The organism is Selenomonas sp. GACV-9, from assembly GCA_900116485.1.
Taxonomy (GTDB): Bacteria; Bacillota; Negativicutes; order Selenomonadales; family Selenomonadaceae; genus Selenomonas_A; species Selenomonas_A ruminantium_G.
In genome coordinates this window covers 186,253-209,524 of sequence record FPAX01000001.1, presented here as the reverse complement: position 1 = coordinate 209,524, position 23,272 = coordinate 186,253, and the positions used below count along the sequence as shown (strand labels likewise).

Annotated in this window: 26 protein-coding genes; 8 read left to right on the top strand and 18 right to left on the bottom strand. The window is 50.6% G+C overall.

Features of this window, described 5'->3' with window-relative positions; translation table 11 throughout:
* Positions 1-164: 164 nt before the first annotated feature.
* The 8 genes from BM322_RS00960 to BM322_RS00920 all read left to right on the top strand — a co-directional run bounded on the left by BM322_RS00960 (position 165) and on the right by BM322_RS00920 (position 6,479).
* Entirely contained in the window at positions 165-1,004 is an 840-nt protein-coding gene (locus BM322_RS00960) for a helix-turn-helix transcriptional regulator (RefSeq protein WP_075428039.1), read from the top strand.
* Between the two features lie 55 nt (positions 1,005-1,059).
* Positions 1,060-1,404 carry a hypothetical protein gene (locus BM322_RS00955; protein ID WP_075428038.1) on the top strand — a complete coding sequence of 115 codons (345 nt, stop codon included), beginning with the start codon at positions 1,060-1,062 and terminating at the stop codon, positions 1,402-1,404.
* 46 nt (positions 1,405-1,450) lie between these two features.
* Entirely contained in the window at positions 1,451-2,152 is a 702-nt protein-coding gene (locus BM322_RS00950; RefSeq protein WP_075428037.1) for a hypothetical protein, read from the top strand.
* A gap of 213 nt (positions 2,153-2,365) precedes the next feature.
* Complete coding sequence (locus BM322_RS00945) at positions 2,366-2,581, top strand: Ada metal-binding domain-containing protein (RefSeq protein ID WP_075428036.1); 216 nt, start codon at positions 2,366-2,368, stop codon at positions 2,579-2,581.
* Between the two features lie 272 nt (positions 2,582-2,853).
* Positions 2,854-3,747 (top strand): hypothetical protein, encoded by an 894-nt coding sequence (locus BM322_RS00940; RefSeq protein WP_075428035.1) that lies wholly within the window; start codon positions 2,854-2,856, stop codon positions 3,745-3,747.
* Between the two features lie 159 nt (positions 3,748-3,906).
* Positions 3,907-4,554 (top strand): hypothetical protein, encoded by a 648-nt coding sequence (locus tag BM322_RS00935; RefSeq protein ID WP_075428034.1) that lies wholly within the window; start codon positions 3,907-3,909, stop codon positions 4,552-4,554.
* Positions 4,555-5,436: 882 nt separating this feature from the next.
* Positions 5,437-6,078, top strand: a complete 642-nt coding sequence (locus BM322_RS00925; RefSeq protein ID WP_075428032.1) for an Arm DNA-binding domain-containing protein — start codon at positions 5,437-5,439, stop codon at positions 6,076-6,078.
* Positions 5,997-6,479, top strand: a complete 483-nt coding sequence (locus tag BM322_RS00920) for a tyrosine-type recombinase/integrase (RefSeq protein ID WP_075428031.1) — start codon at positions 5,997-5,999, stop codon at positions 6,477-6,479. Before BM322_RS00925 ends, BM322_RS00920 begins: the two co-directional genes overlap by 82 nt.
* A 529-nt stretch (positions 6,480-7,008) precedes the next feature.
* On the opposite strand, the gene BM322_RS00910 is transcribed toward BM322_RS00920, so the two are convergent.
* The 18 genes from BM322_RS00910 to alaS all read right to left on the bottom strand — a co-directional run bounded on the left by BM322_RS00910 (position 7,009) and on the right by alaS (position 23,233).
* On the bottom strand, positions 7,009-7,425 hold the full coding sequence (locus BM322_RS00910; RefSeq protein WP_075428029.1) for a type II toxin-antitoxin system HicB family antitoxin: 417 nt from the start codon (positions 7,423-7,425) through the stop codon (positions 7,009-7,011).
* Between the two features lie 33 nt (positions 7,426-7,458).
* Positions 7,459-7,656, bottom strand: coding sequence for a type II toxin-antitoxin system HicA family toxin (locus BM322_RS00905; RefSeq protein WP_075428028.1), 198 nt, complete (start codon positions 7,654-7,656; stop codon positions 7,459-7,461).
* A 133-nt stretch (positions 7,657-7,789) separates the two neighbouring features.
* Positions 7,790-9,586, bottom strand: coding sequence for an EAL domain-containing protein (locus BM322_RS00900; protein WP_075428027.1), 1,797 nt, complete (start codon positions 9,584-9,586; stop codon positions 7,790-7,792).
* Between the two features lie 75 nt (positions 9,587-9,661).
* Positions 9,662-9,829: a hydrogenase maturation nickel metallochaperone HypA gene (locus BM322_RS13365; RefSeq protein WP_143102142.1), complete on the bottom strand. Its 168-nt coding sequence runs from the start codon at positions 9,827-9,829 to the stop codon at positions 9,662-9,664.
* A gap of 83 nt (positions 9,830-9,912) precedes the next feature.
* On the bottom strand, positions 9,913-10,659 hold the full coding sequence (locus tag BM322_RS00895) for a SagB/ThcOx family dehydrogenase (RefSeq protein ID WP_075428026.1): 747 nt from the start codon (positions 10,657-10,659) through the stop codon (positions 9,913-9,915).
* Between the two features lie 14 nt (positions 10,660-10,673).
* Complete coding sequence (hisIE, locus tag BM322_RS00890) at positions 10,674-11,384, bottom strand: bifunctional phosphoribosyl-AMP cyclohydrolase/phosphoribosyl-ATP diphosphatase HisIE (RefSeq protein ID WP_033169439.1); 711 nt, start codon at positions 11,382-11,384, stop codon at positions 10,674-10,676.
* Positions 11,384-12,142, bottom strand: coding sequence for an imidazole glycerol phosphate synthase subunit HisF (hisF, locus tag BM322_RS00885; RefSeq protein WP_075428025.1), 759 nt, complete (start codon positions 12,140-12,142; stop codon positions 11,384-11,386). The genes hisIE and hisF overlap by 1 nt, the downstream gene beginning before the upstream one ends.
* Position 12,143: 1 nt before the next feature.
* Positions 12,144-12,875: a 1-(5-phosphoribosyl)-5-[(5-phosphoribosylamino)methylideneamino]imidazole-4-carboxamide isomerase gene (gene hisA, locus BM322_RS00880; RefSeq protein ID WP_074514861.1), complete on the bottom strand. Its 732-nt coding sequence runs from the start codon at positions 12,873-12,875 to the stop codon at positions 12,144-12,146.
* A 20-nt stretch (positions 12,876-12,895) separates the two neighbouring features.
* Complete coding sequence (hisH, locus tag BM322_RS00875) at positions 12,896-13,507, bottom strand: imidazole glycerol phosphate synthase subunit HisH (protein ID WP_075428024.1); 612 nt, start codon at positions 13,505-13,507, stop codon at positions 12,896-12,898.
* A gap of 17 nt (positions 13,508-13,524) precedes the next feature.
* Entirely contained in the window at positions 13,525-14,115 is a 591-nt protein-coding gene (gene hisB, locus BM322_RS00870; protein WP_075428023.1) for an imidazoleglycerol-phosphate dehydratase HisB, read from the bottom strand.
* Positions 14,112-15,182: a histidinol-phosphate transaminase gene (gene hisC, locus BM322_RS00865; RefSeq protein ID WP_075428022.1), complete on the bottom strand. Its 1,071-nt coding sequence runs from the start codon at positions 15,180-15,182 to the stop codon at positions 14,112-14,114. The genes hisB and hisC overlap by 4 nt, the downstream gene beginning before the upstream one ends.
* 4 nt (positions 15,183-15,186) lie before the next feature.
* Positions 15,187-16,524, bottom strand: coding sequence for a histidinol dehydrogenase (hisD, locus tag BM322_RS00860; RefSeq protein ID WP_075428021.1), 1,338 nt, complete (start codon positions 16,522-16,524; stop codon positions 15,187-15,189).
* The gene (hisG, locus tag BM322_RS00855) at positions 16,521-17,186 is read right to left on the bottom strand and encodes an ATP phosphoribosyltransferase (RefSeq protein WP_075428020.1); all 666 of its coding nucleotides are present in this window, start codon (positions 17,184-17,186) and stop codon (positions 16,521-16,523) included. Before hisG ends, hisD begins: the two co-directional genes overlap by 4 nt.
* 99 nt (positions 17,187-17,285) lie before the next feature.
* The gene (locus tag BM322_RS00850) at positions 17,286-17,813 is read right to left on the bottom strand and encodes an HDIG domain-containing metalloprotein (RefSeq protein ID WP_075428019.1); all 528 of its coding nucleotides are present in this window, start codon (positions 17,811-17,813) and stop codon (positions 17,286-17,288) included.
* A complete protein-coding gene (gene hisZ, locus BM322_RS00845; RefSeq protein WP_075428018.1) occupies positions 17,810-18,994 on the bottom strand; it encodes an ATP phosphoribosyltransferase regulatory subunit in 1,185 nt (394 codons plus the stop codon). Before hisZ ends, BM322_RS00850 begins: the two co-directional genes overlap by 4 nt.
* A gap of 36 nt (positions 18,995-19,030) precedes the next feature.
* On the bottom strand, positions 19,031-19,333 hold the full coding sequence (locus BM322_RS00840; protein ID WP_075428017.1) for a YerC/YecD family TrpR-related protein: 303 nt from the start codon (positions 19,331-19,333) through the stop codon (positions 19,031-19,033).
* A 173-nt stretch (positions 19,334-19,506) separates the two neighbouring features.
* Positions 19,507-20,535 carry an HlyD family secretion protein gene (locus BM322_RS00835; protein WP_075428016.1) on the bottom strand — a complete coding sequence of 343 codons (1,029 nt, stop codon included), beginning with the start codon at positions 20,533-20,535 and terminating at the stop codon, positions 19,507-19,509.
* Positions 20,536-20,614: 79 nt separating this feature from the next.
* On the bottom strand, positions 20,615-23,233 hold the full coding sequence (gene alaS / locus BM322_RS00830) for an alanine--tRNA ligase (protein ID WP_177220805.1): 2,619 nt from the start codon (positions 23,231-23,233) through the stop codon (positions 20,615-20,617).
* Positions 23,234-23,272: the final 39 nt, after the last annotated feature.

The window sequence follows — 23,272 nt, the reverse complement described above, 5'->3', positions numbered from 1 at the left end:
GGTTTTCCTGTTGCAATACGAGTCTCGTCCGTCCATGGCTATAATATAATACGAGTTTCGTATAATATTAGCCACTATTCTCGAATAAATACGAAAATGCCAACTTGATATTTACGGAAAACCGTAGAAATGTTATAATATAGCCATGAAAGAAGGCGATAATAATGACACCTAGTGAAAAAATAAAAATATGTTTAGACATGAAAAACCTTAAACGAAAAGACCTAGCTGAGGCGTCTGGTATGTCCCCATCTTCGGTTTCTGATTTTCTAAATGGTAAGACCACCAAATTGGATATAACAAAAGCCCAGAGCATTGCAAACACTCTGGGCTGTACACTCAATTATTTAGTTGGCGATGACACGATGCACATGGAATTAGGTGCGGCACTCAAGTCCGAGCGCGAGAAACACGGGGAAACCACTGATGTCGTTTCCCTTAACACCAAAATCCCTGAGGCGCTGATTCTGAAATACGAACACGATGATGAGCCTGTTAGCTATTTTTTGTTCGGCAAGCTTTGCCAGCACTATGACCTGTCAATAGTGGAATTCCTGCAGAAGTATGACCTCTATGACGAATATATCCCGCCTCAGTTCAACGGAGACGCTGAGGAATACGAGACATTTCGGCGGGCTGAACGTGAGGACGCGATGAGGGAGCAGTCTTCCTATCCCGAACTAAAGGACATTGTGGATAATGGCTGGTACCAGGTAGACGGGGTCCCCGCGAGACGTACTTTCAAAGGACGCCTCGATAATATTGTAAAATTTATGTATCAATATAAATATACTGTTGGGTTTCCTAACGTTGAAGATGCGAAAGATGCTGAAGCAGGTCTGGATGAATATATAGAGATGTGTAAGCTTTTAGCAAAACAGCCAGAAGACCAAGCCAGGCTTAACGCTGTCCTAAGCAAGATGCAGTCATCAAACATGTCCATTGATGAAAAACTGGATCTTATAATTCCGCTACACGTGTCCTTATTGCCATCTATTGAATAACCCTATCACTTGGCTGCCACTGGCGATATACAATATTATAAAAGGAGCAATAAATATGTATCACGACAAAGAACATTTCACAGTAAAAGATGTGGGCATCAATGCCCAGTTGAAAAGGGTATGTGCGGTTGAATTCCTGCCCATTGGGAAAAAATTCTATCTAGCAGATTATGGGGATAAAACGCTTCCTAACGGCGTAAAAATACACAGCATTCGCTTTTGGAAGAACACCGCCCCTGCTGATACTCATCTAACGGCTGATATTCAAGAAATAGCCAGAGGTTTCTTTAAAGAAACGAAAAGCATCGCTACCCAGAAACGCGTAGCCGAATTGACTGCCAATCAATCCGACAAAGAAGATGATAACAATCCTAAACCGACCAGCCAAAAGCAATCATAACAATAAGCCGCCCGGATGGACGGCTGTACGAAAGGAGCTGATATAAATGGCTACCATTGAAGACCATATAAGATTGTCAACAAATACATATCCTATTTTCGAAATGGCGGAGACAGTCCAACGCATCTGCGATTCACCGGCGCTAAAGGCACTTCAAAACGCAATTCAGATGCCCTACGCTTCACTAGCTACGCAAACTGCCGCCATTACGGCTCCGCTTATGCAGGCACAGGCTATAATGAATACTACATTACGCCCTACACTAGATGCCTTGAATGCGATGCAGCAGACCTATGCGCCAATAACCGATGTTTTGGCGTCACAGCAAAAAGAAATCTTTCAGAACGTAATTACTCCCAGTATCATGGCAATGAACAGCGCCTTTATGGCCGCTCAGCCTGCAATCAGCGAATTGATGCGCATAAATGTTGAGCTATACAAGGAAATGGCTACCCTAACCGCGACCCCCTGCTCATCCTCAGCTACTTGTCGTAATCCCAAGACAAGGAACGTAGCCTTGAAACGAGCCCGGCAGTTAGCGATGAAATCTCAAGGTGTAGCTATGCAGCTATATGATACCTGGGCCAACCTTCCTGAAAGCAGGTTTAACACCATCATCACAGGTTTGAGTACATTTGCCGAAGGTTTAGATCCTGCTATGAAGGCATGTATGCTTTACTTCATACAATCACTGATTGTTCTTTTCGTCTGCACGCACGCAACAGAAGATACCCCAGCCAAACAATAAAAGATTTGTTACGGTGGTAGCGACATCAGTAGAAACGCCTGCCGGCCAACAATACCAGGCTCACAGCTACGATAAAATTAAGATTTTTAAGTTTTTTTCGCATCCTTCCCCCCTCACTTTCTGCAACATCCTCACCTATATTATACCATTTTATTGCAAAAACAGCACAAATAAGCCGCCCCGAAGGACGGCTATACGAAAGGAATGATTCCCATGTTCAAGAAAATAGCTTTGGCCACGCTGGCCGTTGTCTGTGTATCAATAGCTACCCCTGCCCTGGCATCGGACTACCTTGGCAACCCGAAGTCGATGAAGTTCCACTACTCCAGCTGCTCCACGATAAAGCATCCAGAAAGATTCGTAGAGTTCAGCACCCGTGATGATGCCATTGCCGCAGGATATGTACCGTGCAAGCGGTGCAATCCGTAGCACAAAATGAAACACTTTACGATGCCGACAACAACGCTAGATACTGCGTACACTGCGGAGCGCCTACCACCTTCTTGCAGTCAGGAGCATTGAAGCCCTGGCGGGAAGAACGCTTTGGGGTTGCTCTGGATGAGGAAATACCGTTTTGAAAGAGAACTGCCAGTGAAAATTATTGGGGTCGTGGCTGAGATTAGAAGACGCCACCTTGCATGATGGCATAAAAATAAGCCGCCCGGGGATGGACGGCTGTATGAAAGGATATGAATTTAATTATGAGTGACAACGACTTAAAATTACAAATAGCATTACGGGGTGATATGACAAGAGAATATGTTGACCTTCACGCGTTAGGCATAGCCCTAATCAATATACAGGCCATTTTCGACCGAAGTTACTGTTTTTATACTGGGCATAAGCGAATTACTGCTAACGATAGAGAAAACTTTAAAATTGTTGCATATAATGTAAAACGAGGCTCTATCATATTTGATGCTGGCCTTACGGCATTCACATTACAGCAATCGCTAGCTATTACTCAAACTATTGATCCGAAGCTTATATTCAAAGCTACAGTAGCAGGGTTCAAATTTCTTCATAAATATTTTTCACAAACTAATAAAAATAATGTACCGACCGTAAATATAACAAATTCTCCAGGTGCTGTTTTTAATTACAATTCGGATAATAATACTATTACCGTTTCTAATGATACTATGCATATATCACAGGCTATGCGCCCCGCACTTAGAAGAGTTGCTACGGTATTTGGCCAGCAAGCGGGAGAACTTTCAATAAATTCTCAAGAGTATCCAAAAGAAGATATCGTTTTAAATAATGAAGATGCACATCTCTTTAAGAGCAATAAAGTTATTTCTAATGTACCTATCATTCTAAACGGTATCGTAAGGTCATTTTCTGTAGAAAACTTAACAGGTCATTTTGAAGTTAGTTCCAGCCCTGCTATCCCTGCTGGTAAATATGCTTTTGTTATAAAAGATGCCAATGACTATAACATTGATTGGATTATTGAATCCCTCAAAGGCAACAGCATACAGGTTACTGCCTATATCGAGTACGATGTAACCCCCACCATTCAGAGTAACATAACCAAATTGTACTTATCAGCAGCCACATTAGTTGAGCGATTACGTAAAGAAGGCGTTTAACATCCTGGTATATAAGCCCCATAACGGTTACGTATTGAATGTTAACGATAATTGATGCTTTTTCATTATTCATAACCGTCCTCTCACTTTCTGCAATATCATCACCTATATTATACCATTTTATTGCCAATAATACACTTAATGAATCGAGGAATTCATTTGAATATAAAATTCGCCATCAGTATATTCTTTAATATTATTTTTTTAATTTACATTTTGTATCAAGCATTGCCATTTCTTGATAAGATTATCACACACATTCTTTCAGTGCAACCATCATCGATATCAGCATTTGCCGCAACAATGTCCGCCGTCGCGGCATCTTTAAGTTTTATTATTGCACTAGCAAATTTCCACGAACTAAAAAAGAACAACAAAAAAGAAAATGATAAATACTTGTATAGAAAAATCATACTAGAAAACCATAATCAAATTTTAAATGATTTCTATAACAACGCCATTACCAGCTTTGACTCCTTATTTCAATACTTACAGCGAGATCCAGCAGCCATTCTTGCTATAGAAAGATTTTCAAAAGAATACAATAAACGACAAAACATCCTCCAATATTGTCTAATCGACTATATTGGTGAAATTGATAGCACTTTAGCAAACACTATAAAAAATATTTTAGATGAAAACAGAAATGAGTTATTAGATTTACTACATAAAAGTTTTAATATGGACGACCCTAACGATTCTGGCCCAGGCAACTATAATAGATTGCAAATCAAAAATGATTTTGAACTGCTTTTGGCAAAGCAACGTCGACAAATTGTACACCACCTTCTAGCCCATAAGGTTTAACTCATAACTAAAAACTAACCAGTCTATAAATAACATAGCTATAGGAGAGCATTATCTATGAATAAACCGACGAATTGTCAAGCTAAGTGCAACACTTTCTCAAAATGGACCTCATATGGTGTTCGGTAGTTAAGACATTTTCTTGGGCGCAAGTTTATCATAGCAACTTTTCTTTGTATGTAGTCATCAGGAATTTCTGTAATATCCTTTTTATGAAAGGCCGGTGATAGTATGCCAGCGTATAAAGATGAAGCACGTGGCACCCGGTACTGCCGTTTCCGCCAAGCTTACCATGAATGCCCTATGCGATGCATATCTGGCTGTTCGCCGTCAAGCCCCGGCCATCGACGAGCACATCAAAAACATATATGACGAACAGGAACTGAGCCCCGAGGCAACTATTTCCAAAATGGAAATAGTTCAAAATGAAGGCGCCCCTAATCAAAGGCCGCAAGAAACCATAAAAATAAGCCCGACCATACGGCCGGGCCTGTGCTCTGGTAGCTATTCAGAGCATTGGTGCTGTTGCTGCGTCACTGCCGATCCAGCCACTTGCAGATGTAGTAGCTGATTACACCTGCTACGACCGACATAAAAAGGTAATAAATATCATCGAACAACGAGCTCACCTCCCTTCACTACGGTAAGGGATATGATCCGCAGCATGCTCTATTGTATATTATCCTTGCCAAATTATCAAGATATGCTATAATGGGTGTAGCTAAAGGTAATAAATATCGAGCAATGAGTAAGGCCCCTCGGAGTAGCTACCGGGGGGCTTTTCCTTTATCCCGATAATTCCTGTGCAGCGGCACAGGAATGGCTTGCCCGCTCCGTGGTATAATCACTCTTGAAAAGAACTAGATTTAAGGAGTTGATTATATGGCCACAATCAGAACACGCAAACGCGGCCGGACATACAGCTATATTTGTGAGGCAGGTCAGGTCAATGGCAAAAGAAAGACTGTAGAAAAAGGCGGCTTCAGGACAAAGGAAGATGCGTATAATGCTGGCGTAGAGGCTTACGCAGATTTCAAGCATGGCAACATTGGTATTATCAGTGACCATATAACACTAAAGGACTATATGGATAACTGGCTGCATGGCGTGGCGGCTGTTAACGTCCGTGCGGCTACCCTCTCCCAGTACCAAAAGATGATTAAGTACCATGTCACTCCGCTCTTGGGCGATATTGACATACAGGATCTAACCCCTGCCGCGCTGGACGGATGGATGCGCCAGTTAACTCGTAAGGGGCTGGCCCAGAAATCATTAAAGCTTATCCTGGCCATCCTGCGGCAGGCCCTTAACTACGCCGTGTACCCCAGCAATTTGATACAGTCAAACCCTGCCTTGTATATCAAGGTACCGCGCACTGCGCCGCGTGATCTGGTCAAACGCAGGATAATAGCGCCCCATCGCCCCATGAATTTGCGGCGCTTATGGAAGCTTTTCCAACGGGCCATGTCATGCACATCCCTACCATGCTCCTTTACAATACGGGGATGCGTGTGGCTGAAGTAGCGGGCCTTAGATGGCAGGACATCGACCTGAAGCAGATGACAATTTCCGTGAACAAGCAGATCCGCTATATCGCTAAGGATAAGAAGTATTGCCTAACCCCGCCCAAGACCCGCAGCAACCAGCGCACCTTTACTATAACGCCGGAGCTGGTCGGGGAACTGTCCAGCTGGAAAGCCGCCCAGGCTGAGCAGGAGCTGGCCTATGGGGAGCATTATGTATATGTCTACGAAGAGCCCGACGGCACGATACGCAATATGTCCAAAGGGCTGCCAAATGGGCCGCTAGCCAGAGTCGATTTAGTCTGCACCAGATCTGACGGGCACTCCTACTCCGTAGACTGCATACGGAAGCAATTGAATGCCAAAGGATATAGCCGGGGCATCGATAAAAGGTGTCGCTAATCGTCTGGGCCAGTCAACCACACAACTCACTGAGCAGGTATATACCCATGCAACCAAGAAAATGGACCAAGACACAGCTTCGCTCTTCCATAAAATCATGCAGACAAAATAACGATGCAGACAAATTGCAGACAAAAGCGCCCATAACCCTTACTAGGGTTATGGGCGCTTTCTCACTAGGTTTATACTTATCGGAAGTAAATAGTTAGCTATTAATATTTTATAAATCCCCACACTAGATAAAATATAACTCCCCATAAGTATATAAGCAGAAGTATCGATTCTCCTAGATGAGTATTGTTTTCTTTTTCCTCTTTTTCATTTTGCGGATTCATTTTCCATTGTTTTACAAAATAACGCAATGTGAAGCAACTCATTCCTACCAGGAATATTATTCCAAATTCAGTTAAGATTGCATATAAAATAGGAAAGTCATCCTCTTTTAGTAGGTCGATAAAGTTAAAATAACTGAGGATTCCCCCAAAAAAACAAAAAAGAATTTTATACTTCATTCCTTGTATCCTTATCTTTAGACCAGATTAAGTTCTTGTTTTAAAGCTCTTTGCAAAGTCTGTGAAAAATTAATGCCATAGCTTTCTGCTCGTGCGTTTAGCCATGCAGGAATGGTCAAAGTTTTCTTTACCACACGATTAGCCATCTTTTCACGAATACTTGGCATAAAAGTCTCAACCAGGAAATAGGTCTGATTCTCTGGCAGTTTATTCGTATGTAACAAATTCTTGACCGTGGATGGAACTGGCGGCACGTCTCCGTCGTCCTCTATCCCCCAAAGGTGTAAGGCTAGAACCTCACGAGCCTGTTTAACTGCATCAGCTTCATCCTCGCCAAATGAAACGCATCCCGGCAAATCAGGAAACGTTATATGTACGCCGTCATCCTCATAATCCATGATTGCAACGTAGTGATAAAAATTCGGTCTCTCCATAATAGCCTCCTTCCCTCCCAAAAGGGAGGGGACTTAATCAAATGTAAGTCCCGATTGTTTTTCGATACTCTTCAAGTCGTCACGACTCAAATCCTTAACTGGATGCCGGACAGTAACACGTTCTTTCTTTGTCGGATGCTTGAGCTGATGATGGTCGCCTATGCAGGTAACCTCTCGCCACCCATCTTTTTTCAAGATTTTGAGTATCTCCCTGGAAGAATATCCTTTCATGATTTTCTCCTTCCAAGTCTATCTTAGCACGTGCTTTTATACGTGTCAAGATAATGCAAGTATATAAGCATCTTCTGTCATCCACAAAAGCGGCTCAAGAATTGGTTGAAACTCGCCTGCAAGCCTTGATAATTTACCGCAACGGAATGTTACTTTTGCTCACCAGCCGTGCAGCGTTGTGGATGCCGATTTCTTCGAGGAGCTTGACGTAGGCGGTGCGGATTACTTCGGCATATTGACTGGGGCCGATGATGATTTCTTCCAGTGCTTCCTGCAGCGGCAAGCCTGGATAGTCATCGCCAGGACCGCAGATTGGCAATTTGTAGATGATTTGCGGGATTCCGTCGATGACTTCGATGTCATAGGCCAGCCGTCCCTGTGAAGATTCCTTGTAGATGAACCGCCACTCGCGTTCCTCGACAAAGCCTGGGTTCTTGATGGAAAACAGCGAGGTCATCAGCATGTCGACGAAATAGTTCAAGACTTGTGTGGATGGATGCTCCTGGAGTGTTGCCAGACTGCGTTCGATATTTTCGAGCATCCAGTCAAAGCCAGCCGAGAATTGCTCCTGGCTCAGGTATTCCACCGGAGACAGGAGGAGCGGCAGTGGTTCGAGGGGGCGGAATATGGCGTTGGGATTAAGAACGAAGGCTACACCTGTCTTACGTCCATAGGCCCGCCACATGGACAGCCGCCCCCTGCCCTTCTCTTCTGGTGCGTGTTCGGAGACGCAGGCCAGATAGGTATGGGTGATGTATTGCTGTTCGTTGCGGTTCAGGTCGCTGAGCAGGGATTCCAGCATATTGCTGCCCCAGTGCAGCTGCTGGCTGATGGCCTGGATCCGTTGGCGCCGTGCTGCGGAGCTGTAAATGGTATGGTTGAGCAGCTGGATGCCGTAGTCGATTTCACGGTAGTCGTTCATGCAGGCCGCCGCCCGCATCCAGAGATGACGCCCTTTGAGGATGTTGATGCCCGTGGTCGCACTGGTATAGTAGGCAAAATGCATGTTTTCCAGCTTGGTCTCCTCCAGCCGTCGTGCATAGATGGGCTGGAAGATTTTCAGATATTCGCCACGGTCATAGGCTTCGGCTGTGCGGATGCGGCTGCCAGCAGTGTTTGCCTCGGTGGCGATGCCGTTTTCCTCGCAGGCAGCCAGCGCTTTCTCCAGCGGCATGGGACGGCCGAAATAGAAGCCCTGCATCTTCTCGCAGCCGATCTTGGTCAAGAAATCGGCTTGCTCTTTTGTCTCCACGCCCTCTGCGATGGTGTGGATGCCGACTTTCTTCGCCATGCACACCGCGGATTCGATGATTGTCTTGGCACGTGGCGAAAACGGTGCTAGGAACCGCATATCGATCTTCAAGGCTTCGAACTGATGATTCTTCAGCACATTCAGGGAGGAACTGCCCTCGCCGAAGTCATCGAGCCATACCAAGTAACCAGCTGCTTGAAAGCGCTTCAACGAGGATTCGATGCGCTTGTCCTGGGCAAAGATGTTTTCTGTGACTTCGATGCGCAGCAGTTCACGGGGCAGCTGATACTGGTCCATCGCCGCTTCTACCAGGGCAAAGAAATCCCCGGCCAAAAAGTCAAGCCGCGACAGGTTCAGGGAAATCGGCAATTGCGGCTGGTTCTGCTGCTGCCTGCTGGCAAGCGTTTGGCAGACCTCTTTGACTACGGCCAGATCAAGTTTGTGCGTCTGGTTGGTGGCTTCCAGCACACCGAGAAAAACGCTGGGCGTGATCGTGCCGTAGATGGGATCTGTCCAGCGGGCCAGAGCTTCAAAGGCACAGATTTTTCCCGTCAGGCTGCGGATGATTGGCTGGTAATGGACGGTGATCTCATGCCTTTCGATCGCCTCGTCGATATGCTCCGCCAGATAGCATTCCAGCGAGGTCTTGCCTGCAAGCTTTGCGTTTGCTGTATCCATAATCCATCGACTTCTTTCTCTTGCAGATTATCAGCGAGAATGGTATCGTTTCTCATGGCCGCGGATAGCGTGGAGTCATAGGAATTCGTCCTGCTCGATGTTGGCACTGCCGCATACGGGACAGCTGATGGCGTAGTCATCGGCCAGCCAGCGATAGCCGCAGTCTTCACAGACATAATTGTTGTAGACGTAGTTGTTTTCGTCATCGTAGTAACGCTCATCATCATAGTCGTCATCAAACATGATGTCCCCTCCTCCTTTGCACAATACCCCCATGGAATCGGCAGGGTGCGAGTTCATGGGGGTACTGTTGTTTCTAGAAAAGATTATGCTTGTAGCTTGCCAGCCGTGGCACCGTAGATGGCAAATTCGTTTTTGCCGTCAAGTCCCAGGACTTCGTTGAGCTTGTCGTCCTCGTAGGCGCCCAGTGCGCAGACGCCTATCTTGACCGTCTGGGCCGCAAGATATAGGTTCTGGCAGACGTGGCCTGCATCAAGGAACAGATAACGGTAAGCGCGGCTGCCAAAGAGATAGGTCATGCGCTCCGGCACAGCGCTCCAGACAAAGGTCACCGCATTGTTTTTCGCCATATTCTGAGCTCGGAAGCAGGAGCAGAACGCCTCACCGATTTCCTCAGCGGTTTTGAGTGGCAGCAAAGCATGCTCAAAGGCGAGATACCGATAAAGCCCCGGCTTAATGCCCTTGACGTTCTGGATGAAAAGATACGTTTCGAAGGCATGGCGGGCACCGGCTGACGGCACATTGCGCTTGCTGGCGCCCTTGGGCAGTCCCATCTTGACGCCCTGGGTGCACCAGAGCAAATAGGAAAGCTCCTTTATCGTCAGCGGCACTTGGCTGTACTGGCGCACCGAAGCCCGCAGCTCGATGACCTCCAGAAAGTTGACGGGCATATCGGGGAGCAATTCCGGCTCCGGCAGCGGAATGATCTTCGTGCCAGGGGACACGGCTTTTTCCGGTGCTGGCGGTTCGGCACCTTCCATTTTGGGAACGCTGGGATTCTTGGCCATGGTGGTTGCGGCCAGGAACTCCTGCGCGATTGGATATTCTTTCATAGGGGAATCCTCGCTTACATATCCGGACGGACGCCGGTCTTGCCTGTGAACTGGTGATAGTTTCCACCCTTGCGGCGGCTCATAAGCTCATCTAAGAGCTGGTCTGGCGTGAGCTTGTGATAGGCCAGCAGTACCAGGCAGTGATACCAAAGGTCGCCCATTTCGTAGAGAACTTCCTCCGGCGCCTGATTCTTCGAAGCAATGACCGTTTCGACGGCTTCCTCGCCGACTTTTTTGAGGATTTTATCCTGTCCTTTATCGAAAAGATAATTCGTATAGGAGCCTTCCACGGGATTGAGCTTGCGGTCCTGGATGACGTTGTAGAGGTCATTCAAGACCGTAGCCAGCGATACCTGCGGCTCCGGCGGCACAACCGTTACGCCCTTTTCCTCCTCACCGACGAGCTTGCGTCCGCTGAAGCAGGTATAGGTGCCCGTATGGCAGGCAACGCCTGTCTGATGAACGCGTACGAGTAGGGTGTCGCCATCACAGTCGTAGGAGATTTCCCGCACTTTCTGCTTGTTGCCCGACTCTTCGCCCTTGTTCCAGAGCTTTTGCCGGCTGCGGCTATAGAACCACGTATAGCCCGTTTCAATCGTCTTCTTGAGGGATTCTTCATTCATATAGGCCATCATGAGTACCTGGCCATTCTCTTCCTGGATGATAGCCGGTACCAGACCTTTTTCGTCAAATTTTACCATGGAAATGTCAATGTTTTTGTCCATCAGAATCTTACCTCCACGCCACGAGATTTTAGATATTCCTTGACCTGCCGTACCGTGAACTGCCCATAATGGAATACCGAAGCCGCCAACACGGCATCCGCCTTGCCAAGCGTCAGCACATCGTAGAAATGCTCGAGTTTGCCAGCGCCGCCTGAGGCGATGACCGGCACATTCACGGCCTCAGACACCGCCCGCGTCAGGGCGATATCATAGCCGTCCTTCGTACCATCGGCATCCATGCTCGTGAGCAGGATTTCGCCAGCCCCAAGTTCTACAGCCTTCTTGACCCATTCGATGCAATCAAGCCCCGTCGACGTACGGCCGCCATTGATGAATACTTCCCATTTGTCCTCACCAGTGCGGCGCGCATCGACAGCGAGCACAACGCACTGGCTGCCAAACTTTTCCGCGCCCTCGCGAATGAGTTCAGGGTTCTTGATGGCCGCCGTATTGAGCGACGTTTTATCGGCACCAGCTTTCAGCATGCGGCGCATATCAGCTGCCGAGCGAATACCGCCGCCCACGGTAAAGGGAATGAAGACTTGGGAAGCGCAATCCTGTGCGACCTGCACCATGGTGTTGCGTTCTTCGTTCGAGGCCGTGATGTCGAGGAATACGAGTTCATCGGCCCGCTCTTCGTCATAGCGCGCCGCCAGCTCCACCGGATCACCGGCATCGCGCAGGCCGACAAAATTGGTTCCCTTGACTACGCGTCCATCTTTGACGTCAAGACAAGGAATTATCCGTTTCGTATACATTTTAATCCTCCTTGGCGGCAATTTCAATAGCCTGCTGTAAATCAAGAGTACCCATATAAATGGATTTGCCGACGATTACCCCTTCAATGCCATCTTTTTCATAAGGCTTGAGGGCTTCGATATCCGCCGTTGACTTGACGCCCCCCGAGGCAACAATATTTACACCGCTTTCCCTAGCTAATTTCGCCGTAGCTTCCACGTTGACGCCCTCCAAGGTACCATCCCGAGAGATATCCGTATAGATGATGGTCTTGACCCCGGCTTTTTTCATTTCCTTAGCCAGCGTTGTCACATCCACATCCCCAGAGACACCCCAGCCATCCACGGCCACAATGCCGTCTTTGGCATCGATGCCCACCACGATGCGGTCACCATACTTGGCGCAAGCCTCTTTGACGAGAGCAGGATTCTTGACTGCCACCGAGCCGAGGATAACTCGGCGCACCCCCAGCGCCAGCACTTCGTCGATATTTTCCATGGTGCGAATGCCACCGCCTAGTTCCACGGGAATCGTCACCGCCGCCAGGATTTCCTTAACCGTAGCAAGGTTGCAAGACTTGCCAGCTAATGCGCCATCAAGGTCAACGAGATGCAGGAACTGCGCACCTTGCGCTTCCCACTGCTTAGCCATTTGTGCAGGCTTATCAGAAAAGACGGTCTCTTGGGCAAAATCCCCCTTTAACAGGCGCACACATTTACCGCCACGAATATCGATTGCAGGAAAAATCAGCATAGCTTACCACTCCTTCGGCCTTAGCCTTCGACAAAATTCTTGAGAATCTGCAGGCCAACGTCGCCTGACTTCTCGGGATGAAACTGCGTGGCCTGGATATCGCCGCTAGCCACTGCCGCGGTAAGTTTCTCTCCATACTCAGTCCAGGCCGTGACAATGGATGGATTCTCAGGCACGGCATGATAGCTGTGGACGAAATAGACATAGGGCTTATCTGATAGTCCATCAAACAGGTCAAGGAGCCGGCGTGGTCTTACGACGGACAGGCTGTTCCAGCCCATATGCGGCACCTTGAGCTCCGGGGCCTGGATTTTCCTGACCATGCCCTGCAAAAAGCCCAGACCTCTAACCCCTGGGGATTCCTCGCTGCCCTCAAAGAGAATCTGCAGGCCAACGCAGATGCCAAGCAAAGGCTTGCCGTTATCGACACACTCACGAATGGAGGGAATCAGTCCCGAGTCCGTGAGCTTCTTCATGCATTCGCCAAAGGCACCGACACCTGGCAGCACCAGCTTGTCAGCTGCCAGGATTTCTTCGGCCTTATTGGTCACTTTGACTTCAGCGCCCAGTGCCGTAAAGGCTTTTTCGACGCTGAACAGGTTACCTACACCATAATCGATTATCGCAATCATCGGAGGCCCTCCTAATCTTATAATGTCCCCTTGGTTGACGGTACACCATCGACGCGCGAATCTTTTTCCACCGCCTGCCGGATGGCATGGCCCAGAGCCTTGAAGATAGCCTCGACCTTATGATGAGAATTCGTGCCATAGAGTACCTTGACATGCAGCGTAATGCCCGCATTGAAGGCGAAGGCGCGCAGGAATTCCTCGGTAAGCTCCGTATCATAGCCGCCAATCATCGGCGTCATCTCGCCGCCATCGTAGACGAGGAAGGGCCGCCCGCTGATATCGAGGGAAACAAAGGCCAGCGACTCATCCATCGGCAGATAGAAGGTGCCATAGCGGCAGATCCCCTTCTTATCGCCGATGGCCTGCTTGAATGCCTGGCCCAAGGCAATGCCGATATCCTCCACCGAGTGGTGTCCGTCAACCTCAAGATCGCCATCGCAGGCCAGCGTCAAGTCCAGCAGGCCATGAGCGGTCATGAGATCAAGCATATGATCAAAGAATCCAATGCCCGAGTCGATGACACCATTGCCGGAGCCATCGAGATTCAAGACAAGTTTTATCGCCGTTTCGGCAGTCTTACGTTCCACGGCTGCTGTGCGGATACTCATGCTCTGCCCTCCACAAACTGCTTGATAGCATCAAACCACTGGTCGTTTTCCTCCCGCAGGCCCATAGAAATGCGCAGGCAGTTCTTGAGGCCCGGAGCATCGCCAAAGCAGCGCACGCCGATGCCCTTGCCCTCAAGGTATTCGTTGAGCTCCTTGGCCTTGGCATATTTTATCAGCACGAAATTCGTTTCCGACGGATAGACCGTAACGCCGGGCAGCTTATCGAGCTCGGCACTCATACGCTTGCGCTCAGCAATCATCATCTGGATGCGTGGCACATACTCGTGACGCATCTGGTAGACGATATCGGCCGTGGCCAGCGACAGTACATTCATATGATACGGCATATAGGACTTCTCAATCATCGTGACGATTGCCGTGCTCGCCAGCATATAGCCCACGCGGGCCGATGCCAGACCATAGGCCTTCGAGAAGGTGCGCGCAACGATAAGGTTGGGATGATTCTGCAACAGACCAACGGAAGTGCGGCCATAGAACTCGATATAGGCCTCGTCGATAAGCAGTGCGCAATTGCCGTTGATGTTGTCAGCGATGTATTCGATATCGCTGACCGAGTAGCCCGTACCCGTCGGATTGTTCGGGTTGCAGATAACGGCCAAAGATGCTTTTTCCTCATTGACCGTAGTGACGAACTTTTCGATATCCAGCGTGAAATCGTCTTCGAGCGCTACTGGGATACCTGTAGCCTGTGCGGCCTTGGCATAGATGCGGTACATCGAGAACGACGGCTCAGGATAGACGATTTTCTTGGCCTTCGTACCGCCAAAGCAGTAGAAAAGCTTTTCGATGATTTCGCTGGAGCCGCTGCCAATCAGCACATTTTCCTTCTGCAGCTTGTGATTGTCGGCAATCTGCTCGCGCAGGGCATCGTATTCCTCATTGGGATAGCGATTATAGGCCACGCGGGAAAGGCGGCCCATCAGCCGGTCTTCCACCATCGGCGGCAGATTCATATTACACTCGTTGGCATTGACTTTGATTTCCCAGTCACGTTCCACCACATCATAAGACGGCATATCCTTTAAACCTGTACGGTATTTCAACATAAACTCATTTCCTCCTCAAACGGATTGCATTGGCATGGGCCTGCAGTCCTTCAGTCTCTGCCAGACGGATGATATCTTCGCTGACAGCCTGCAAAGCTGGCTGCGTATACGAGATGATACTCGTGCGTTTCATAAAGGTCTCAACGTTCAAGACGCTGTAATAGCGGGCCGTGCCGCCAGTCGGCAGCACGTGGTTCGGGCCAGCAAAATAATCGCCGAGCGGCTCAGGCGAGTAGGCACCGAGGAACACCGCACCAGCATGGCGCACATAAGGCAGTAGCTGGAATGGCTGCTCGGTCAAGAGTTCCATATGCTCGGGAGCCGAGACATTGGCAAAATGCATGGCCTGCATCATGTCCTCAGCCACGACGATAAGGCCATTGCGGTCAATCGATGCCTGCGCAATCTCACGGCGCGGCAGCTTAGCAAGCTGCGTTTCGACTTCGTCTGCAACTTTAGCCGCCAGTTCTGCATCATCGGTAATCACGATGCTCGAGGCCAGCGGATCATGCTCAGCCTGGCTCAGCATATCGGCTGCCGTGTAGACGGGATCAGCTGATTTGTCGGCAACGATCAGGATTTCACTCGGGCCGGCGAGCATATCGATATCAACATGACCATAGACTTCCTTCTTGGCCAGCGTGACGAAAATATTGCCCGGGCCCGTAATCTTATCCACCCGCGGAATCGTTTCCGTGCCAAAGGCCATGGCCGCAATAGCCTGCGCACCACCAACCTTATAGATTTTCTTGACGCCAGCAGCGCGGGCGGCAATCAGTACATAGGGATTTATCTTGCCATTCTTTGGCGGCACCATCATGATGATCTCGCGGACACCAGCGACAACAGCCGGCACAGCGTTCATGATGACCGACGATGGATAGGCTGCCGTGCCCCCTGGCACGTAGATACCGACACGGTCAAGCGGGACAATGGACTGGCCGAGAATCGATCCCTGCTCGCGATAAGTCATCCAGGAGTTCGGTTTCTGCTCCTGATGATAGCGGCGGACATTCTCAGCGGCCTTGCGCAGAGATTCCACCACCGCTGGATCCGCAGCTTTATCGGCTGCCGCAAATTCCTCTTCGCTTACCAGGAACTCCTCAGGCGTGAACTCCACGCGGTCAATGAGTTTCGTATAGTGGATGACGGCCTTGTCGCCATCCTTGCGTACATCGCCGACAATCTGGCGGACAAGCTCGGCGGCGCTCATATCGCGGCCGAAGAGTTTCTTGTTGCCCTCACGGATTTTCGGATTGAGCTCAACCTCATCAAAGGCAGCTTTTGTGAGCAGCCGCTCGACTTCCTGCTCCCCAACTTCACTAGCTTTTACGATTCTCATTTTGCAGCCTCGCTTTCCAGTATCTTACGCAAATCACTGACCATCGTATTGATGCGATCAAATTTCATCTTGAAGCTCACACGGTTCGCGATGAGCCGGGCCGTCGCATCCTGGATCGAAACAATTTCCTCCAGGTCGTTTTCCTTGAGGGTCGTGCCCGTCTCGACGATATCGACGATGCTTTCCGAAAGCCCGACAATGGGCCCGAGCTCAATCGAACCATTGAGCTTGATGTATTCCATCTGCATGCCATGGTGATTGAAGAACTTCTCGGCGATATGCGGGAATTTCGTAGCAACGCGCGTATGGTTGTAATCGGTGAGCTTGGCCCGTTTCTCATTCTTCGGCACGGCCATCATCAGATGGCAGCGGCCAAAGCCAAGATCTAAAAGCTCGTAAACATCCTTGCCTGACTCTAAGAGGACATCCTTGCCGATTACGCCGATGTCGGCTGCGCCGTACTCTACATAGGTCGGTACATCTGCAGTCTTAGAAACGATAAACTTGATCTTCTTCTCTTCGTTGATGATGATGAGTTTCCGGGATTTATCGGAAAGCCCCTCAGCTGTATAGCCAATCTTTGCCAAAAGGTCTGCTGACAAACCGAACAATTTTCCCTTTGGCAAAGCAATTGTCAGGTAATCCATATTATTTGACTGCATATCTGACCTCCTAAATATCGAAAAAATTTTCTTTATCTTGTTAAAGTGCTAACATGTAACAATACTAACATGTAAACTTGTAAACGTCAAGGCAAAGTGTTAATTTCTTTCATCGGCTGCCCGTAAGAGGCAAAGCACAGGCGAATCCCCCGCTGCCGGCTGCCTATGATGACAGGCAATGACTGCGGCCTCGGCCATAAAGCCTAAATCACGCAGTCTCTGCGCCCCAATGGCCGCATGATGCTTATAGACGTAGATGGCATAGCCAGGCTTTTCCCAAAACGCCTCGGCCTGCGGACAGGCGAGCTTATCGGCAAGGCACGGGCAGAAATGACAGATAAGCACGGTGAATACCTTGCCCCAAATGTCAAGATCTCCCTTGCGGCGGCCCACGTCGTGAAGCAGCGCACAGCGGCATAAAAATGACCGGTCAACTATCATATTTGACTTGTCAGCTAACGCTAACGCCGTGCGCGCCACATGCAAGGCATGATACTGGTCGGCCGGATGCATCGCATAGAAAAGCTTCTGCGCAGCCGCCGGGATCGACTGGTCAATCCAAACCTTGTCCGCAGCCGTTATCGTTGCCGTCAGCGCGCGATAAAATTGACGTACACGCTGTATCATGCCAAGTAAACCAGCTCTGCATAGCCTTTAGCCTGCTGTGCGGCCTCAGCGTCAGCCTTTGTCTGCGGCGACAGGGAAAGCTCAACCGTCTTGCCGCTGTGCCGCAGCGTTTCAGCCTGCGCGATAGCAGCACTCTCTTTGCCGGCCGCATAGGCAAGATACACATCGCGGGCGCGCGACGGCTTGGCAAGCTCCTGACGCTCAAGGGCGAGCAGGATGCGCTCGATACCGCTGGCAAAGCCTGTAGCCGGGCAGGCGCTGCCAAAGTCGGCCAGCAGATGATCATAGCGGCCGCCGCCACAAAGCGGAAAGCCAAGACCCGGCGTATAGGCCTCAAAGACCATGCCCGTGTAATAGCTGAAGTCACGGATAATGCCGAGGTCAAAGCGCACATATTTTTCGACGCCATAGGCCTTGAGCAGGCGATAGATCTCACAGAGATTGTCAAGAGCCCGGCGGCTCTGTTCATTGAGCGCCAGATCATAAGCACCCTTGACCATCTCTTCGCCGCCATTCAGCAATGGCAGTTTCTTGAGCACTTGTTTTGCCGTCTCCGGCAGTTTCAGCGCATCGACCCGGTTGCCGAGGGCCACCAGGTCACGCTGTTCCATGGCCTGTTTGAGCTCAACTTTGACGTCTGGAGCCAGCTGATACTGCTCCATGATGCCGCTGATGAATTCGACCTGGCCAAGGCAGATCTGGAAATCATTGAGGCCGGCGCGTAAAAGCCCCTGGATAGCAAGCGCGATGATTTCCGCATCAGCAAAAGCGCTCGTACTGCCCATGAGCTCGACACCTGCCTGATGGAACTCACACTGGCGGCCCGTTTGGGTCTGCTCATAGCGGAAGACGCTGCTGATATAGGAAAGTTTCATCGGCAGCGGATAATCCTGCAGACGGCTGCTCACGAGGCGCGCAATCGGCGTCGTCATCTCATGGCGCAGGGCCAGCGTGCGATTGTCCTTATCGAAGAGCTTAAACAGATGGGGTTCCGTATTGCGGCTGCTGCCCAGCGTCAAGTTGTCAAGGTACTCGATTGTAGGCGTGACGACTTCATCATAGCCCCACTCGGCAAAGAGCTCGGCGAGTTTCGTCTCGATTGCCCGTTTGCTCGCCGCTTCACTGGGCAGAAAATCGCGCGTACCATAAGGGATTTCCAATACATTCTTGTCTTTTTCCATCTGTTCTTCGCTCCTTTGATATCGTTCTTGTGGATATTACGTCTCCGATTGCTGCGGCAGCCGCTCGAGCACAGTCTTATAGCCGTCAGCGCCATAGTTCAGGCAGCGCTTGACGCGGCTGATTGTCGCCGTGCTCGCACCAGTCTGCTCCACAATGTCATCATAAGTATGGCCAGCTTTGAGCATCCTGGCGACCTCCAAGCGTTGCGCCATCGATTTGAGTTCACTGATCGTGCAGATATCCTCAAAGAACTGATAGCATTCATCCATATTCTCAAGCGAAAGCACTGCCTGACAGAGCTGATCATTCTGTCTGTCTTTTAGCTTTGGGTTCACCATGTTGGTATCCTCCTGTTTGCTTTTCTTTTAATCTTTATTCCTTTAGTTCGTGAAATTATAAGTCATTATAGCACAGCTACTGCGAAAAGAAAAGCCCTCCATCGCGTTTAATTCGCAATAGAGAGCATATTTCTGTAAAATTTTGCCTATCTATATCTATCTCAAACGGACATTTACATACCCAAAACAAACTTTATTGTGGCTTCCATGCCTGGTTTCAACGTAAATGACAAATCAGACGGAATAGAAATGCGGACTGTCAAGCGTCCATCGCCATCGCTGGCGTTTGACTGGTCAGCATTGTCATCGGCTGCATCTGACGCGTCAGCGACATCCTTGACGGATCCCTGCAGCTTGTGACCGTCCACTTCGTATTCAGCGAACTGGCCCAGGCGGATGTTTTTCGCCTGCTCCGATGTTACATGGGCCTCGACCCAGGCATCACCAGCATCCATGATGTTGACGATGACCTGATTGGCCTTGACTTCAGCATCGTTTGCCATACCATCGACAATGAGGACAGTGCCGGCCGCTGGTGCCAGGATTTCCGTCGACTGCTGGTCCTGCTTGGCATTGGCCAGCGCCGCCTCGGCCTGTTTGACTTGGGCCTCAGCCTGTTTGATGATCTCAGGATCTACCGGCACCGTAGTCGTCTGAGCCGGCGCCGAATATGCAGGCTGGCTGCTGGCTGCGGCCTTGGCAGCAGCATAGGCAGCTGCTGCCTCGTCGCGTTTGACCGCGCTGATAGCACCCATGCTGAACAGTTCATTCATGCGTTGCAGGCGGCTGTACGCCTGAGCAGCACGCTGCTGGGCACCGCTGTCGACCTGAGGTACTGCTGCGGCTGCAGGGACAGTCATCGTCGTGCCCTTCTTGAGCTGCTCAAGACTCTGTTTACTGAGGTCAAGGTTCTGCTGCAGCTGCTGGATCTCCTCATCGGTTATATTCGTCTCGACCCGGGCAATGACGTCGCCAGCATTGACATGGTCGCCATCACTTACCACAATCTCCGTAATCTTGCCAGCCGACCGTGCCTTGGCCGGTACCAATGTGCCAGCGACCTGGGCGCCATAAACCGTCATGCTGCGGTTATGGTGCTGGTAGAGATACACGCCACCGCCAGCCAGCAGGACTAAAACGACAAGGCCTATCAAGCCATAGCGGACATAATCCTTGACCTTACTTGTGATATCTACTTCCATGCGGGACTCCTCCCTCTCGTATAAGCTAGAACGACTCCCTCTTAGATAGAGGGAGTCTGTTCATTTATCTATGGAACGATTAGCCGAGCTGGCTTTCAATCATGGCAAATGCCTTATCGAGTGCCTGCGGGATCGCATTGGCGTCCTTACCACCAGCCTGGGCCATGTCCGGACGGCCGCCGCCGCCACCACCGACAACAGCAGCTGCTTCTTTGATGACCTTGCCTGCATGGATGCCCTTGGCCACCGCAGCCTTATCGGCCTTGACGACGAGGTTGACCTTGCCATCGTTAGCGCAAGCCAAGACGACAACGCACGGCGACTCGAGCTTCGAGCACGTCATATCGGCAACGTCGCGGAGCTCATCCATGCCAGCAGCATTCGATTTGCCGCAAGCGACCGCAACGCCATTCACTGTCTTCATGCCGCCGAGCAGATCTGCAGCATCAGCCTGCTCACGCATAGCAGCGACTTCAGCCAGCTCTTTCTGCATAGCCTTGACCTCAGCCTGTACCTTCTCGATCTGAGCCGGGACATCTTCCTCCTTGGCTTTGAGCTTGGCAGCAGCCTCGGCGAGGACTGCCATCTTGCCCTGGACATAGTCAAGGGCAGCCTGGCCCGTGATAGCCTCGATGCGGCGTACGCCCGATGCGACACCGGACTCGCTGACAATCTTGAACATGCCGATCTGGCCGACGTTCTTGACATGGGAACCGCCGCAGAGCTCCATTGAGAAGCCCGGGACTCTGACGACGCGGACAACATCGCCGTATTTCTCGGAGAACAGGGCCATAGCACCAGCGGCCTTCGCCTCCTCGATGCCCATATGGCTGATCTCGACATCCGTGCCCTTGAGGATCTCGCTGTTGACGAGTTCCTCGACATCAGCGAGCTGCTGAGCCGTCACCGGCTCGAAGTTCGTGAAGTCAAAGCGCAGGCGCTCCGGCGTAACGGAGGAGCCTGCCTGGCTTACCTGGTCGCCGACAACCTGCTTGAGGGCAGCCTGCAGCAGATGGGTAGCCGTATGGTTGCGGGCCGAAGCCAGTTTCTTCGTCTGGTCGACTTCGATCTTGACCGTCTCGCCGACCTTGAGCTGGCCTTCCTCAACATAGGCAACATGGTATACCGTGCCATCCGGCAGCTTCTTGGCATTGACAGCCTTGATGCGACCGAACTCGCTGACCAGCATACCCTCGTCGCCGACCTGTCCGCCGCCTTCGGCGTAGAACGGCGTCTTGTCGAGGATGATGCCAGCCTCTTCGCCGTCCGTGATCTCATCGACGAGCACGCCGTCTTTCCAGATAGCGACGACTTTGCCTTCTTTGGCCGTCTCGTCTACCGTCAGCTTGCTGACATCGATGCTCGAAAGGTCTGGAACCTCGACGCGCGTGTTCTCGGCACGTGCGTTGCGCGCACGCGTGCGCTGCTCGTCCATGGCCTTCTCGAAGCCCTCCTTGTCGAGGTCGAGCTCGTTCTCGTGCAGAATCTCCTCGGTGAGTTCCCACGGGAAGCCGAAGGTATCGTAAAGCTTGAAGACAACCTGACCATCGAGCTCCTTCTTGCCAGCCTTCTTGACCGTCTCGATCTCGCCGTTCAAGAGCTCCATGCCCTGATTGAGGGTAGCAGCAAAGCGGTCTTCCTCGATGCTGATGACCTTCTTGATGTAGTCAGCCTTGTTGATGAGCTCCTCGAAATCCTTGGCGCCACGGTAGATGTTGACAGCAGCGTCAACGGCACCCTCAAGGAACTTGTCCTTGATGCCGAGCATGCGGCCATGACGGATAGCACGGCGCAGGATGCGGCGCAGGACATAGCCACGGCCCTCGTTGGACGGCAGGATGCCATCCATGATCATGATAGCCATGGAACGGGCATGGTCAGCGATGACCTTCAGCGAGATATCCTTCTCGTCATCCTCGCCGTATTTGACGCCAGCAACGTTGGCAGCATATTCGATGATCGGATAGAGCAGGTCTGTCTCGAAGTTCGTCTTCTTGTTCTGGACAACGGAGGCGATACGCTCAAGGCCGCAGCCCGTATCGATGTTCTTATGCGCGAGGTTGGCATAGGAACCATCTTCCTGCTTGTCATACTGCGTGAATACGAGGTTCCAGATCTCAAGATAACGGTCGCAGTCGCAGCCTACTGCGCAGTCCGGCGAACCGCAGCCGCGCTCCTCGCCGAGGTCGATGTAGATCTCGGAGTCCGGGCCGCACGGGCCAGGGCCGATTTCCCAGAAGTTGTCTTCCATCTTGACGATATGATCCTGGGGGAAGCCCGGCTGGGATTTCCAGATCTCGATAGCCTCATCATCATCCGGATAAACCGTTACCCAGAGCTTCTCCTTCGGCAGCTCGACGACTTCCGTCAGGAACTCCCAAGCCCAGGGGATAGCCTCGCCCTTGAAGTAGTCGCCGAACGAGAAGTTGCCCAGCATCTCGAAGAACGTCTGATGACGTGCCGTGCGGCCGACGTTCTCGATATCGCCGGTACGGACGCAGCGCTGGCTCGTCGTGACGCGCGTGCGAGGCGGCTTCATCTTGCCCGTGAAGAACGGCTTCAGCGGCGCCATGCCTGCACCAATCAGCAGGAGCGTCGGGTCATCTTTCGGGATCAGAGAGAAACTCGGCAGGCGCAGATGGCCTTTTTTCTCGGAAAAGAACTGCAGATATGCTTCGCGCAGTTCGTTACCACTCATATACTTCAAAAAAATCTACCCCCATATAGGTATTTTCAG

Coding starts and splice junctions, on each gene's coding strand:
- BM322_RS00960 (WP_075428039.1), top strand. CDS start 165: ATGACACCTAGTGAAAAAATAAAAATATGTTTAGACATGAAAAACCTT.
- BM322_RS00955 (WP_075428038.1), top strand. CDS start 1,060: ATGTATCACGACAAAGAACATTTCACAGTAAAAGATGTGGGCATCAAT.
- BM322_RS00950 (WP_075428037.1), top strand. CDS start 1,451: ATGGCTACCATTGAAGACCATATAAGATTGTCAACAAATACATATCCT.
- BM322_RS00945 (WP_075428036.1), top strand. CDS start 2,366: ATGTTCAAGAAAATAGCTTTGGCCACGCTGGCCGTTGTCTGTGTATCA.
- BM322_RS00940 (WP_075428035.1), top strand. CDS start 2,854: ATGAGTGACAACGACTTAAAATTACAAATAGCATTACGGGGTGATATG.
- BM322_RS00925 (WP_075428032.1), top strand. CDS start 5,437: ATGGCCACAATCAGAACACGCAAACGCGGCCGGACATACAGCTATATT.
- BM322_RS00920 (WP_075428031.1), top strand. CDS start 5,997: ATGGAAGCTTTTCCAACGGGCCATGTCATGCACATCCCTACCATGCTC.
- BM322_RS00910 (WP_075428029.1), bottom strand. CDS start 7,425: ATGGAGAGACCGAATTTTTATCACTACGTTGCAATCATGGATTATGAG.
- BM322_RS00905 (WP_075428028.1), bottom strand. CDS start 7,656: ATGAAAGGATATTCTTCCAGGGAGATACTCAAAATCTTGAAAAAAGAT.
- BM322_RS00900 (WP_075428027.1), bottom strand. CDS start 9,586: ATGGATACAGCAAACGCAAAGCTTGCAGGCAAGACCTCGCTGGAATGC.
- BM322_RS13365 (WP_143102142.1), bottom strand. CDS start 9,829: ATGTTTGATGACGACTATGATGATGAGCGTTACTACGATGACGAAAAC.
- BM322_RS00895 (WP_075428026.1), bottom strand. CDS start 10,659: ATGAAAGAATATCCAATCGCGCAGGAGTTCCTGGCCGCAACCACCATG.
- hisIE (WP_033169439.1), bottom strand. CDS start 11,384: ATGGACAAAAACATTGACATTTCCATGGTAAAATTTGACGAAAAAGGT.
- hisF (WP_075428025.1), bottom strand. CDS start 12,142: ATGTATACGAAACGGATAATTCCTTGTCTTGACGTCAAAGATGGACGC.
- hisA (WP_074514861.1), bottom strand. CDS start 12,875: ATGCTGATTTTTCCTGCAATCGATATTCGTGGCGGTAAATGTGTGCGC.
- hisH (WP_075428024.1), bottom strand. CDS start 13,507: ATGATTGCGATAATCGATTATGGTGTAGGTAACCTGTTCAGCGTCGAA.
- hisB (WP_075428023.1), bottom strand. CDS start 14,115: ATGAGTATCCGCACAGCAGCCGTGGAACGTAAGACTGCCGAAACGGCG.
- hisC (WP_075428022.1), bottom strand. CDS start 15,182: ATGTTGAAATACCGTACAGGTTTAAAGGATATGCCGTCTTATGATGTG.
- hisD (WP_075428021.1), bottom strand. CDS start 16,524: ATGAGAATCGTAAAAGCTAGTGAAGTTGGGGAGCAGGAAGTCGAGCGG.
- hisG (WP_075428020.1), bottom strand. CDS start 17,186: ATGCAGTCAAATAATATGGATTACCTGACAATTGCTTTGCCAAAGGGA.
- BM322_RS00850 (WP_075428019.1), bottom strand. CDS start 17,813: ATGATACAGCGTGTACGTCAATTTTATCGCGCGCTGACGGCAACGATA.
- hisZ (WP_075428018.1), bottom strand. CDS start 18,994: ATGGAAAAAGACAAGAATGTATTGGAAATCCCTTATGGTACGCGCGAT.
- BM322_RS00840 (WP_075428017.1), bottom strand. CDS start 19,333: ATGGTGAACCCAAAGCTAAAAGACAGACAGAATGATCAGCTCTGTCAG.
- BM322_RS00835 (WP_075428016.1), bottom strand. CDS start 20,535: ATGGAAGTAGATATCACAAGTAAGGTCAAGGATTATGTCCGCTATGGC.
- alaS (WP_177220805.1), bottom strand. CDS start 23,233: ATGAGTGGTAACGAACTGCGCGAAGCATATCTGCAGTTCTTTTCCGAG.